This is a genomic window from Mesorhizobium sp. ES1-3 (assembly GCF_020164795.1).
Classification (GTDB): Bacteria; Pseudomonadota; Alphaproteobacteria; order Rhizobiales; family Rhizobiaceae; genus Mesorhizobium.
In genome coordinates, this window is sequence record NZ_JAIUGW010000027.1 from 72,777 (window position 1) to 85,909 (window position 13,133).

Genomic DNA, 13,133 nt, shown 5'->3' on the forward strand with positions numbered 1-13,133 from the left:
AAAACAAGTTAGTGAAGAATGAAGCGCCTGGTTATCAACCTCGATCGATCTCCCGACCGGCTTGCCCATACGACTGCGGAGTTTGCGCGCATTGGCCTTGGATTCGAGCGGGTTGCCGCAATCGATGCAAGGGACCGTCCAGACCTCGTGTTGCAGCGCCAGCATGCATTGTATGCGGTGCGGCGTCTGTCCGGCAGCGAGATCGCTTGCCTGCACAGTCATCGCGCCTGCTGGACCATCATCGCGCAAGACGACGCGCCCTATGGCGCCGTCTTCGAGGACGACATGGTGTTTTCCGCGAAAGCCGGTGCGCTGCTGGCCAATACGGACTGGGTTCCGACCGGCGCCGATGTCGTCAAGCTCGAGACGTTCTTCCACACGACGGTGATCCAGCGGGAGAAGGTTGCCGTCGGCCACGGTTTTTCGGTGTTCAGGCTTCGCAAGAACCATATCGGAGCCGGTGGCTACCTGCTGTCTAGGCAAGCGGCTCACGCTCTTCTCGAGGCGACCTCCGATGTCAATGTGGCGGTGGACAATCTCATCTTCGATCCTGCGTTCGCGACGTCGACCGGCAAGACGATCTACCAGCTTGTCCCGGCGCTCTGTGCGCAGGACCGGTTCGTGGACGACCGGTTGCCGAGCCTGCTTGAACAAGGCCGGGAGGCCGAGCGGGTCGCAAGCGGGCTCGCCAACGGACAGAGGATGCCGGCTCTCGCACGGATCCGTAGGGAGGCCAGGCGGGCAACGCGGCAGATCACCGATCTCTGCAGGCTGCGGCGGCAGATTGTCGTCCCGCTCGCTCCAGTCGAGGCAAACGACTAGAGCGTTTGCGGGATCGATAGCAGGCCCATACCCAGCGCCGCGAAAACACGCTATAGACGCCGCCCAAAAGGCAAGGCCAACCGGTATCTATGGCAAAAATCTCCCTGAAGCTCAATGAACTGATCGACGGCGACGCTTTGCGCCGCGAGATGACCGCACAGACCGCGGCCAGTGCCGGCGATGGTTCCAGCCAGGGCATCCGTGCTGCCGTTCTTCAGCTTCTCAAGGGGCGCCTGGCCGAGGGTCGCAAGACAGCCGAGGCGATGCTGAGGCAAGATGGCGGCGGCAACGCCTGCGCCGAACGGCTGTCGCACCTGATGGACGAGCTGATCCGCGCGCTCTACGATTTTGCCGCCACGCATGTCTACCGGGTGAAGAACCGGTCCTCGGCCGAACGCATGGCGGTCGTTTCCGTCGGCGGCTATGGCCGCGGTACACTGGCGCCGGGATCCGACATCGACCTGCTGTTCCTGCTGCCCTACAAGCAGACGCCTTGGGGAGAACAAACGGTCGAATACATGCTCTACATGCTGTGGGACATGGGGCTGAAGGTCGGCCATGCCACCCGCAACATCGATGAGTGCCTCAGGCTGTCGCGCACCGACATCACCATCCGCACCTCGATCCTGGAAGCGCGTTTCCTGTGGGGCGAACGCAAGCTCTATGACGAGCTGATGCTGCGCTTCGACCATGAGGTGGTGCGCACGACCGGACCGGAATATGTGCAGGCCAAGCTCGCCGAACGCGACGAGCGCCATGCCAAGGCCGGCGAAAGCCGCTATCTGGTCGAGCCCAACGTCAAGGACGGCAAGGGCGGCTTGCGCGACCTGCAGACGCTGTTCTGGATCGGCAAGTATTTTTACCGCGTGCGTACCGGCGAGGAACTGGTCGAGAAAGGCGTCTTCACCGAGGCCGAGTATCGTGAGTTCCAGAAGGCCGAGGATTTCCTGTGGGCGGTGCGCTGCCACATGCATTTCCTCACGGGGAAGGCCGAGGAGCGGCTGCATTTCGACATCCAGCGCGAGATCGCCGAACGGCTCGGCTATACGACCCATCCCGGCCTGTCGGCGGTCGAACGCTTCATGAAGCACTATTTCCTCGTCGCCAAGGATGTCGGCGACCTGACCCGCATCTTCTGCGCCGCGCTGGAGGAGGAGCAGGCCAAGCACGTTCCCGGCTTCAACCGCATCTTCCTCACCTTCCAGCGCCGCAAGCGAAAGCTTGCGGGCACGTCCGACTTCATCGTCGACAACCATCGCATCAACATCGCCGACGACGGCGTCTTCGAGCGCGACCCGGTCAATCTTCTCAGGCTGTTCTGGTTCGCCGACAAGCACGGGCTGGAATTCCATCCCGATGCGCTGAAACTGCTCACCCGTTCGCTCGGCCTGGTCAACAAGTCGCTCAGACGCGACGAGGAAGCCAACCGGCTGTTTCTCGACATATTGACCTCGGACCGCAACGCCGAACTCAACCTGCGGCGTATGAACGAGGCGGGGCTGCTGGGCCGGCTGATCCCGGATTTCGGCAAGATCGTCGCCATGATGCAGTTCTCGATGTACCACCACTACACGATCGACGAGCACCTGATCCGCTGCATCGGCGTGCTGGCCGAGATCGAGCGCGGCGATGGCGAGAAGGTGCATCCGCTGTCGCATTCGCTGATGCCGGGCCTGAAGAAGAGCCGCGAGGCGCTCTATGTCGCCGTGCTGCTGCACGACATCGCTAAGGGCAGGCCTGAAGACCATTCCGAGGCCGGCGCCAGGATCGCAAGGCGGATCTGCCCGCATATGGGGCTTTCGCCGGCCGATACGGAAACCGTCGCCTGGCTGGTCGAGAACCACCTCGTCATGTCGATGACGGCACAAACCCGCGACCTCAACGACCGCAAGACGATCGAGGACTTCGCCTCGATCGTGCAGTCGGTCGAGCGGCTGAAGATGCTGTTGATCCTGACCGTCTGCGACATCAGGGGCGTTGGACCAGGCGTGTGGAATGGCTGGAAGGGCCAGTTGCTGCGTACGCTCTACTACGAGACCGAACTGCTGCTGACCGGCGGCTTTTCGGAAGTCTCGCGCGCTCAACGCACGGCGGCGGCGCGCGAACGGCTGGCGGAGGCGCTCGCCGACTGGCCCGACAAGGCGCGCAAGCGCTATGTCAGGCTGCATTATGAAAACTACCTCCTGGCCGTGGACCTGCCGGACCAACTTCGCCACGCCGAATTCATTCGCGAGACGGACGCGGCTGGCAACAAGCTCGCAACCATGGTCAAGACGCACCAGTTCGAGGGGGTGACCGAAATCACCGTGCTGGCGCAGGACCATCCCCGTCTTCTCTCGGTCATTGCCGGGGCATGCGCCGGCGCCGGCGGCAACATCGTCGACGCGCAGATCTTCACCACGTCGGACGGCCGGGCGCTGGACACGATCCTGATCTCGAGGGAGTTCGACCGCGACGAGGACGAGCGCCGGCGCGCCGAGCGCGTCGGCAAGCTGATCGAGGACGTGCTGTCGGGCAAGAGCTGGCTGCCGGAAATGATCGAGAAGCGCACCAAGCCAAGGCGCGGATCCAAGGTGTTCAAGATCCCGCCGCGCGCCGAAATCCGCAACGCGCTGTCGAACCGGTTTTCGGTGATCGAGGTCGAGGGGCTCGACCGCCCCGGCCTGCTGTCGGAAATCACCGGGACGCTGTCCGACCTGTCGCTCGACATTGCCTCGGCGCATATCACCACTTTTGGCGAGAAGGTCATCGACACCTTCTATGTCACCGACCTTACCGGCCAGAAGATCGACAGCCCGGCCCGAATCGCCACCATCCGCAACCGGTTGATCGCGACGCTCGAAGGCATCGTGCCAGAACGCGGCGGCAGGGCCAAGGCAGCCGCCGAGTGACGGCCATCATCTTCTTCTCCCAATCCCACAGGCAGTTTGCGAACGCATGAGTCTTGTCAAGAAATTCGCTACCGTAGCCTCCGGCACGTTGATGAGCCGTGCGCTCGGTTTCGGCCGCGAGATGCTGATGGCAGCCGCACTCGGCACCGGACCGGTCGCCGACGCCTTCAACGCCGCCTTCCAGTTCCCCAACACGTTTCGCCGGCTGTTCGCCGAAGGCGCGTTCAACGCCGCCTTCGTGCCGCTGTTCGCCAAGGAGATCGAGACGCACGGCACCGACGGCGCCAAGCGATTCTCGGAAGAAGTGTTCGGGGTCCTGTTCACCGCGCTGCTGGCGCTGACCATCGCCATGGAACTGGCGATGCCGCTGATCGTGCGCTACCTGGTGGCGCCGGGCTTTGCCGACACGCCGGGCAAGTTCGAGACGACCGTCCGGCTCGCGACGATCATGTTCCCCTACCTGATCTGCATGTCGCTCGCCGCCATGATGGCGGGCATGCTGAACTCGCTGCGCCGCTATTTCGCCGCCGCGATCGCGCCGGCTTTCCTCAACATCATCCTGATCAGCGTGCTTGGCTACGCCTGGTACCATGGGCAGGATGCACATGCTGTCGGCTTCGCCCTGTCCTGGGGCGTGCTGGCGGCCGGCATCGTGCAACTCGCCATCGTCTGGGTGGCGGTGCGCAATGCCGGCATCTCGATCGGCTTCCGCCGGCCGAAGATGACCCCGAACGTGAAGCGGCTCCTGATCCTGGCGCTGCCGGCGGCGATCACCGGCGGCATCACCCAGATCAACCAGCTGATCGGAACGGCCATTGCCTCGGCGCAGGACAGTGCCGTCTCCTCGCTGGCCTATGCCGACCGCGTCTACCAGTTGCCGCTCGGCGTCGTCGGCGTCGCGGTGGCGATCGTGCTGTTGCCCGAACTGTCGCGGGCTCTGAAATCAGGCAATGTGATCGAGGCCGCCAATCTGCAGAACCGCTCCGTCGAATTCACCCTGTTCATGACCTTGCCGGCGGCGGCGGCACTTTGGGTCATGTCGGAACCGATCGTACGGCTGGTCTATGAGCGCGGTGCGTTCGCCGCCAACCATTCGACGCCTGTCGTGGCGGCGATCCTGGCGATCTTCGGTCTCGGCCTGCCGGCCTTCGTGCTGATCAAGGCCTTCACCCCAGGGTATTTCGCGCGCGAGGACACGCGCACGCCGATGATCTTCGCCGCAATCTCCGTGGCGGTGAATGTCGGCACCGCACTGACGCTATTCCCGAGGATGGGCGCACCCGGTATCGCCGTGGCTTCGGCAGTCGCCGGCTGGGTCAACGCGCTGATGCTGCTTGCCGTACTGATCCGGCGCGGCCATTGGGGCCGCGACGTGCCGCTCTTGAAGCGAATTCCACGGCTGGTGCTGTCGGCGGCGGTAATGGGTGTCGCCCTCTATTTCGCCGAACATTATTTCGCCGCCAGGCTCGGACCCGGTTCGCCGCTGGTCATCAAGGCGACCACGGTGCTCGCGCTGGTGGCAGGTGGGGCGACGCTCTATTTCGTCACCGCATTCGCCACCGGCGGCGCCGATTTCGGCATGATCCGGCGCAATGTCGGGCGCAGGAGAACAGAATCCGGTCAGTCCGTGGCAAAATCAGAACTCGACGAATAAATCGGCCGTCCGGCCCGTCTCGCTGCTCTTGATCCTCCCCCCACTCTCGTCCATAAGCGCGCCGTCGCAAGACTTTCGCCGCGCGCGGTTTCCAGCCGCGTGATTGGCTCCGAAAAGTCTGCAACTTTTCGGAATCACGCTTATACGGCCCTCCACAAGCCATGAGGAAACCCATGTCCGCCTTCAAGCCACTCGTCTTCTCCGGTGTCCAGCCGACCGGCAATCTGCATCTCGGCAACTATCTCGGCGCCATCAAGAAATTCGTCGCCCTGCAGGACACGTCCGACTGCATCTATTGCGTCGTCGACCTGCATTCGCTGACCGCCCAGCTCGTCTATGACGACCTTGCCGACCAGACGCGGTCGATCACTGCGGCGTTCCTCGCCTCCGGCATCGATCCGAAGAAGCACATCGTCTTCAACCAGTCGCGGGTGATGCAGCATGCGGAGCTCGCCTGGATCTTCAACTGCGTCGCGCGCATCGGCTGGATGAACAAGATGACGCAGTTCAAGGACAAGGCTGGCAAGGACCGCGAGAATGCCTCGCTGGGCCTGCTCGCCTATCCCTCGCTGATGGCGGCCGACATCCTGCTCTACCGCGCCACCCACGTGCCGGTGGGCGAGGACCAGAAGCAGCATCTGGAATTGACCCGCGACATCGCCCAGAAATTCAACAACGATTTCTCCGACCGCATCGCCGGTCTTGGCGTCGGCGTCGAGATGCAGGTCGGCGAGGAGACGGTGAACGGCTTCTTCCCGATCACCGAACCGGTCATCGGCGGCCCGGCAGCGCGCATCATGAGCCTGCGCGACGGGTCGAAGAAGATGTCGAAGTCGGACCCATCGGACCTGTCGCGCATCAACCTGACCGACGATGCCGACACCATCTCGAAGAAGATCCGCAAGGCCAAGACCGACCCGGAAGCCTTGCCGAGCGCGGTCGACGGGCTGGAAAGCCGGCCCGAGGCGGAAAACCTGGTCGGCATCTATGCGGGCCTCGCCGAGATGTCGAAGGCCGACGTGCTCAGGCAATTCGGCGGCCAGCAATTCTCCGTCTTCAAGCCGGCGCTGGCCGATCTCGCGGTGGAAAAACTGGCGCCGATCGCCGGCGAGATGCGGCGCATCCAGGGCGACCGCGCCTATGTCGACGCCGTGCTCCGGGACGGCGGCGAACGTGCCGGCGTGCTTGCCGAGACGACAATGAAGACGGTGCGCGACATTGTCGGGCTGCTGCAGGGCTGAGCCTGATCGTCAACGCACCGCCTCATACCGGCCCAGGACATACTGGCCAAGACATACTGGCCTATGGCCGGCGGCTTGCCGCCGGCCTGCCGTGGTGGCAGATTGCGGCGCAAAAGATACCGAGTAGGTAGACATGGTCTCCAAACGCCTCAGCCGCGAAGCCGGTCATCGCAGGAAATTCCTGGCGATCATCGATGACACGCCGGAATGCGAACGCGCCGTCGCCTACGCCTCGAAGCGGGCGCAGAGCACCAGCGGCACGCTGGTGCTGCTCTATGTCATCGTACCGGACGATTTCCAACACTGGCTGGGCGTCGAGAAGATCATGCGCGAGGAGGCGAACGCCACGGCGCGCGCGGCGCTCGATGGCTACGCCAACAAGGTGCGCCAGAAGCTCGGCATCGAACCGGAGATGGTCGTGCGCGAAGGCAAGCCGACGGAAGAGATCCATAAGCTGATCGAGGAAGACCAGGATATCGCCATTCTCGTGCTGGCGGCCGGTGCCGGCAAGGAAGGGCCGGGGCCGCTGGTCGGCGCCGTGGCCGGCAAGGGCGCTGCCTTTCCGATCCCGGTGACCGTGGTGCCGCAGAACCTGTCGGACGACGAGATCGAGAGCCTCGCCTAGGGTGTGAGCTCTCGGGTTCCGCGAAGGACCCCTCCCGTGCAATCGGGTGGATGGATCCGACCCTATCGGCGTCATCAGTCATCGGTGCGCGACAAAGCGCGCCCTTGGCGCGTTATCCCGTTGCGCCATTTGGAATCGGCATGGAAGCCATGATTCCAAAGGAAAGCCGATGGCCAGATTGAACAGGGAAGCAGGCAAGAGCGGGCGGCCCAACCCGCAAAGCAGCGGGAAGGCCCGGCCTGCTCCACGACACCGCGAGCAGTCGGCACGAGCTCAGGACAAGGTGCAGCAGACTCCGCAGGCGCAGCAGGAGCGCAAGCTTCGTGTGCTGACCAAGGGGCATCCGGCCATGGTGGACAGCATCGCCGGTGCGGTCACGGTCAAGAACCTCGATCTTTACTACGTCGTCGCTTCGGACGCGCAGATGCCTGTGAAAGGCGAGCACGGGTTCGGGCTGTATTTTCACGACTGCCGCTTCCTCGGCGGCTATGAGATGGCGCTTGCCGGTCTGGCTCCCGTCGTGTTGGCCTCGACCGCACAAGAGGGCTATCGGGCGCTTTTTGAATTGACCAATCCTGAGCTGCAGCTCGAGCAGGGGCAATCGATCCCCAAGGACGAACTCGGCATCCGCTGGCAGCGTGTTCTCGATGCGGGGCAGACCTGCGTGCGGGAGGTCATGACCATTCAGAACTTCGGGCACCAGGCATGCAGCTTTCCGCTGACCTTGCACTTCCGGGCCGGCTTCGAGGACATCTTCAGCGTGCGCGGGTTGGTGCAGGACAACCTCGGCAGATCCGAGCAACCCGCCTGGCGCGGCGGCAAGCTGGAGTTCGTGTACCACGGCGCCGATCGGCTGCGCAGGACAGTGACGGTCACCTTCTCGCCCGCGCCCGACACCAGGCACAAAACCGCTGCGGAGTTCCGCATCCGTGTCCCCGCAGGCGACACGCGGACCATCACGGTTACCCTCGAGCTTACCGAAAACGCCGAGGAGGCCGAGGCCGGGCATTTGGACCAGCGGCCGGCGGTTACGCTCGGCAGCCTCGCAAGAAACCTCCAGAACAGTTCACAACAATGGCTGGAGCAGCATACGAAGCTCACCAGCGACAGCGCGCTGCTCAACGGCATCATGGACCGCTCGCTGCGCGATCTCGCGGTGCTGAGATCGCGCCTGGGCGACAAGGAGTATTTTGCCGCCGGCGTGCCGTGGTTCGTCGCCCTGTTCGGCCGCGACAGTCTGATCGTGGCCTTGGAGATGCTGGCTTTCCAGCCGGAGATCGCCGCCCAGACATTGCGGCTGCTGGCCAGCTATCAGGGGTGGCGGGACGATCCGTGGCGCGAGGAGCAGCCCGGCAAGATCATCCATGAACTCAGGGTCGGCGAGCTTGCCCGGGCCGGCGACGTTCCGCACGCCCAATTCTACGGCACGGTGGACGCAACCCCGCTCTTCCTGCTGCTTCTGGGCCGCCATGCGGCGTGGACCGGCGACCTCGGTCTGTTCCGCGAATTGCGGGAGCCGGTGGAACGCGCGCTGGGATGGATCGCGAAGGCCGGGGACAACCATGGCGACGGCTACCTCAAATATCGCAGCCGGTCCGAGAAAGGCGTGGTCAACCAGGGATGGAAGGATTCAGGCGACGCCATCGTCAGGGCCGACGGCAGCCTTGCGAAGCCGCCGATAGCGCTGGTCGAGGTGCAGGGCTACGTCTTTGCCGCGAAGCGGGCGATTGCCGATCTCTACGAGCGCGCCGGAGAGCCCGATCGGGCAAGCCAGCTTCGCCATGAAGCAGAGATGCTTCGGAAACGATTCAACCGTGACTTCTGGTGCGAGGAGCAAGGCATCTTCGTCCTCGCCCTGGAGGCCGGAGGCCGCCGGGCCGAAGTCGTCTCCTCAAATCCCGGGCACGCGCTGTGGACCGGTATCGCGGACGAGGACAAGGGGCACCGGTCCGTGGCGCGCCTGATGCAGGACGACATGTTCAGCGGCTGGGGCGTGCGCACCCTGTCGACGGCGGAACGGCGCTACAATCCGGTCGGATACCATCTCGGAACCGTTTGGCCGCATGACAATGCGCTGCTGGCGGCCGGCTGTCGAAACCATGGCGAGGATGAAGCGGCGCTGCGGATCTTCACCGCGATTGCCGAGGCTGCCGCGCACTTTCGCCACCAAAGGCTGCCCGAGGCGATGGCGGGCTTTCGACGCGAGGATTTCCAGGCGCCGGTGCATTATCCCGTGGCTTGCCACCCGCAGGCCTGGGCAGCCGGAGCGATACCGTTCCTGGTGACCACGTGCCTCGGGCTGGAGCCCGACGCATTCGCCGGGAAACTGCGGGTGGTGCGGCCTCGCCTGCCCGACTTTGCAAAGCACATAGCGCTTCACGGGCTGCGCGTCGGTGATGGCAGCGCCGACCTCGAATTCAGGCGGACCGCCGACGGGGCCGAGGTAACCATCCTGCGGACAAATGGACAACTGAGCGTCGAGGTTGAAGGATAGTGCTTGTCGGGTTTCGAAGGGCCACGGCAAAAACATTCCGCCAGCCAGCCGTTCCGGCGATGCGTTTCGCTTGAATGTCCAGCCGATAGAGCCTATTTAGAACTATTCCAAACTAGTTGCCCAAACGGGCATGGAGACGGCCATGTTCATCCAGACCGAGTCGACGCCCAATCCGGCGACGCTGAAATTCCTGCCCGGCAAGGAAGTGCTGCTCGAAGGCACCGCCGATTTCCGCGATGCCGACAGTGCGGCGACGGCCTCGCCGCTGGCTGGCCGGCTGTTCGAAATCCCCGGCGTCACCGGTGTTTTCTTCGGCTACGATTTCATCACCGTGTCCAAGGACGGCCCGGACTGGCAGCACCTGAAGCCGGCGATCCTCGGCGCCATCATGGAGCATTTCATGTCCGGCGCGCCTGTCATGGCCAAGGCCGGTCCCGCCGCCGAGACCAGCCAGACCGGCGAATTCTACGACAAGGCCGACGAGGAGCTCGTCATCACCATCAAGGAGTTGCTCGATACGCGGGTGCGCCCGGCGGTGGCGCAGGACGGCGGCGACATCACCTTCCGCGGCTTCGAGAACGGCACCGTGTTCCTGCACATGAAAGGTGCGTGCGCCGGTTGCCCGTCGTCGACGGCGACGTTGAAGCACGGCATCCAGAACCTGCTTCGCCATTTCGTGCCGGAAGTGCAGCAGGTCGAACAGGTTTCCTAATCGGTAATTTCCCACAAAACAGACAACAAAAAACCGGGCCGAATTGCCCGGTTTTTTGTTTGGGACGTCCGTTGTTGCCTAGACGGTCCGCGTATGAAAGGCGACTTCCAGTCTAACCACGATATGCCGAAAAAGCGGACAGGCTTTCCGGCATCATGGCCTAAAGAACGATGACCTTGGCGCCGACCTCGGCGCGATCGTAGAGGTCGATGACATCCTGGTTCATCAGCCGGATGCAACCCGACGACATCGCCTTGCCGATCGAGTTCCATTCCGGGCTGCCGTGCAGGCGGTAGCCCATGTCACCGCCCTTGTTGAACAGGTACATGGCGCGCGCGCCGAGCGGGTTCTTCAGGCCCGGATCCATGCCGCCGGCGAACTTGGCGAGTTCGGGCTGGCGCTTGATCATCTGCGAGGGCGGGGTCCAGGTCGGCCATTCGCGCTTGATGGCGATATGGGCGGTGCCGTGCCATTCAAAACCCTCGCGGCCGACGCCGATACCGTAGCGGATTGCCCGGCCGCCGCCCTCGACGAAGTACAGGAACTTGTTCTGCGTATCGACGATGATGGTGCCCGGCTTTTCCTTGGTGTCGTAATTGACTTCCTGGCGATGGTACTTCGAAGGCACCTTCTCGATCGGGATGCGCGGCAGCTGGTAACCGGCATCGGTCACCGCGCCATAGTCGTTGGAGAAGATCTGCCCGCCGATGGTGCTGCAACCGGCAATAGCGGTGGACAACGCCAGTGCGGCGACTATTGCAAGCGACTTCATGCGCATGTGGTGATCCGGTGCCCCGCCTAAACCAGAGCGGCACGAGTCGGCCGCTTTCTCACCATCATTCATGCTGGCATTTGCTTTGCTTGCCAAGCACACGATGCCTATATGCAGGGACCTACATGCTGGTATGCGTATCACTATGGCATTTCGGCAACATGCTTCACCGGATTGTGAAGGAAATTCAATGGGCCTGAATCGCAGGCCTCGCAAAACCGAGGACCCGCCATGAATGTCGGCGACGCCGCCAACCGCTCAGGCCTGCCGGCCAAGACCATCCGCTACTACGAGGAAATCGGCCTGATCGCGCCCGCGCGCGCCGCCAATGGCTACCGCGACTATTCGGGCGACGACATCCACCGGTTGGCCTTCCTGCGCCGCGCGCGCAACCTCGGCTTTTCCATCGACGACTGCCGCCAACTGATGGCGCTCTACAGGGATCGCGGCCGCGCCAGCCACGACGTGCGCGCGATCGCCGCCGCCCACGTCACAGCCATCGAGGAGAAGGTGCGCGAGCTGCAATCGATGCGCTCGACGCTGCAGAAGCTCGTTCATGCCTGCCATGGCGACGAGCGGCCGGACTGCCCGATCCTGGATGATATGGCGGGGGCGGCGTTGGCCGGCGACAAACCGCACCGCAGGAGCGGTCGACAGCGTGTCGAGGAAGGTGTCCTGGGCGAAGGCGGCGCCAGCCGCCTTGCCACGCGCTCGTGAAAGCCGCCAGCATTGGTTCGTGCAGTATATTGCACGCTCTAATATGAGCGTAGGGTACAAGCACAGCCGCTGGTCCCGCTTGCCCGTGACCCAATGACCGGAGAGAGTGCATGACCCGCGACCAGATGCTCGCCCACCTTCGCACCGCCGATGCGGTCGCTCGCGAGACTGCAGCGCACGGCCATCATCCGTTCGGTGCGGTGCTGGTCGGTCCCGACGACGCGATCCTCATGCGCCAAGGCAACATCGACACCGTTCATCACGCCGAGACCGAACTCGCACGGCGCGCGGCGGCAGCCTATTCGCCGGCGTTTCTCTGGACCTGCACGCTGGTCTCGACCGGCGAGCCCTGTGCGATGTGCACCGGAACGCTCTACTGGGCGAATATCGGGCGGCTGGTCTATGGCTTCGAGGAGACCGAGCTTCTCGCGCTGACCGGCGACCATCCCGAAAACCCGACGATGAGCCTGTCCTCGCGCGTCGTGCTCGGCTCTGGACAGAAGAAGATCGAGGTTCACGGCCCCTTCCCCGAAATTGCGGACGAACTGGTCGCGGTGCACCGTGGCTTCTGGCAGCGATAGCGGTTCTTCGCGACCACGCCCCGCGGAAATGCTGCCCGGCATTCGAATGACGCCACCCCGCCAATCCTGCGCTATTATGGTCAAAGCTGACGGCGACCAAATCCCCAAATCTGCCGCCGCCAGTCAGGCTCGGCGGTTTTGCCAGTATTTATGTCCCCCCAAACCGCCGAGCCGCCTCCGGTCAGCCGGTCGATTCCTCTGCCTAAAGCGGGTTGGCCGGCAGATTCAATGCGCGTTTTTGAGGCGGCTGGTCCACGGCGTCTCGTCCTTGCCTTGGTACGAAGGGGCGCGCCAACGCTGCCCTGTTCAAACCCAATAAAAAGCCCGCCACAGTAGCGACCCGGGACGGGCTTCATTCTGAGCGGCTACATCCTGAGAATCGACCGCTGCACCTTAACTGTTTACCATTTTAATTATTCCGTGAATGGTGTTATCGCACCATTGGGTCTGTCAAATACACAATCGCCGCCTAAAAGGCGATTATCCGGAATATGATCCTCGACAGGCCGGCTCTTTTTGTACGCATCATACCAAGCCCGCGTTGGCCTCTAGCAGGCTGTTGAAAAAGGGCTCGCGACAGCTCCTGGTTCGTGATTCACTCTGACCACGAAGATGTGGGAGTGA

The 13,133-nt window shown here is 63.4% G+C and carries 10 protein-coding genes; 9 read left to right on the top strand and 1 reads right to left on the bottom strand.

The features are described 5' to 3' along the window. Nucleotides 1–18 precede the first annotated feature (18 nt). The 7 genes from LB536_RS26650 to LB536_RS26680 all read left to right on the top strand — a co-directional run bounded on the left by LB536_RS26650 (nt 19) and on the right by LB536_RS26680 (nt 10,439). Nucleotides 19–822 (top strand): glycosyltransferase family 25 protein, encoded by an 804-nt coding sequence (locus LB536_RS26650; RefSeq protein WP_140760754.1) that lies wholly within the window; start codon nt 19–21, stop codon nt 820–822. A gap of 89 nt (nt 823–911) precedes the next feature. Beyond that, entirely contained in the window at nt 912–3,713 is a 2,802-nt protein-coding gene (locus LB536_RS26655; protein ID WP_140760752.1) for a [protein-PII] uridylyltransferase, read from the top strand. A gap of 46 nt (nt 3,714–3,759) precedes the next feature. Next, complete coding sequence (gene murJ, locus LB536_RS26660) at nt 3,760–5,367, top strand: murein biosynthesis integral membrane protein MurJ (RefSeq protein ID WP_140760749.1); 1,608 nt, start codon at nt 3,760–3,762, stop codon at nt 5,365–5,367. Nucleotides 5,368–5,540: 173 nt separating this feature from the next. Next, nucleotides 5,541–6,608: a tryptophan--tRNA ligase gene (trpS, locus tag LB536_RS26665; RefSeq protein WP_224597836.1), complete on the top strand. Its 1,068-nt coding sequence runs from the start codon at nt 5,541–5,543 to the stop codon at nt 6,606–6,608. 133 nt (nt 6,609–6,741) lie between these two features. Continuing rightward, nucleotides 6,742–7,233 carry a universal stress protein gene (locus LB536_RS26670; protein ID WP_140760744.1) on the top strand — a complete coding sequence of 164 codons (492 nt, stop codon included), beginning with the start codon at nt 6,742–6,744 and terminating at the stop codon, nt 7,231–7,233. A gap of 169 nt (nt 7,234–7,402) precedes the next feature. Then, the gene (locus LB536_RS26675) at nt 7,403–9,727 is read left to right on the top strand and encodes a glycogen debranching N-terminal domain-containing protein (RefSeq protein ID WP_224597838.1); all 2,325 of its coding nucleotides are present in this window, start codon (nt 7,403–7,405) and stop codon (nt 9,725–9,727) included. Nucleotides 9,728–9,869: 142 nt separating this feature from the next. Further along, entirely contained in the window at nt 9,870–10,439 is a 570-nt protein-coding gene (locus LB536_RS26680) for a NifU family protein (protein WP_027142904.1), read from the top strand. 160 nt (nt 10,440–10,599) lie between these two features. On the opposite strand, the gene LB536_RS26685 is transcribed toward LB536_RS26680, so the two are convergent. Next, on the bottom strand, nt 10,600–11,217 hold the full coding sequence (locus LB536_RS26685; RefSeq protein WP_149905729.1) for a L,D-transpeptidase: 618 nt from the start codon (nt 11,215–11,217) through the stop codon (nt 10,600–10,602). Nucleotides 11,218–11,442: 225 nt separating this feature from the next. Between LB536_RS26685 and cueR the strand changes: the two genes are divergently transcribed. Both cueR and LB536_RS26695 read left to right on the top strand, forming a co-directional pair. Further along, a complete protein-coding gene (gene cueR / locus LB536_RS26690; RefSeq protein WP_224597840.1) occupies nt 11,443–11,928 on the top strand; it encodes a Cu(I)-responsive transcriptional regulator in 486 nt (161 codons plus the stop codon). A gap of 110 nt (nt 11,929–12,038) precedes the next feature. Next, nucleotides 12,039–12,509, top strand: coding sequence for a nucleoside deaminase (locus tag LB536_RS26695; protein WP_140760735.1), 471 nt, complete (start codon nt 12,039–12,041; stop codon nt 12,507–12,509). Nucleotides 12,510–13,133 lie beyond the last annotated feature (624 nt).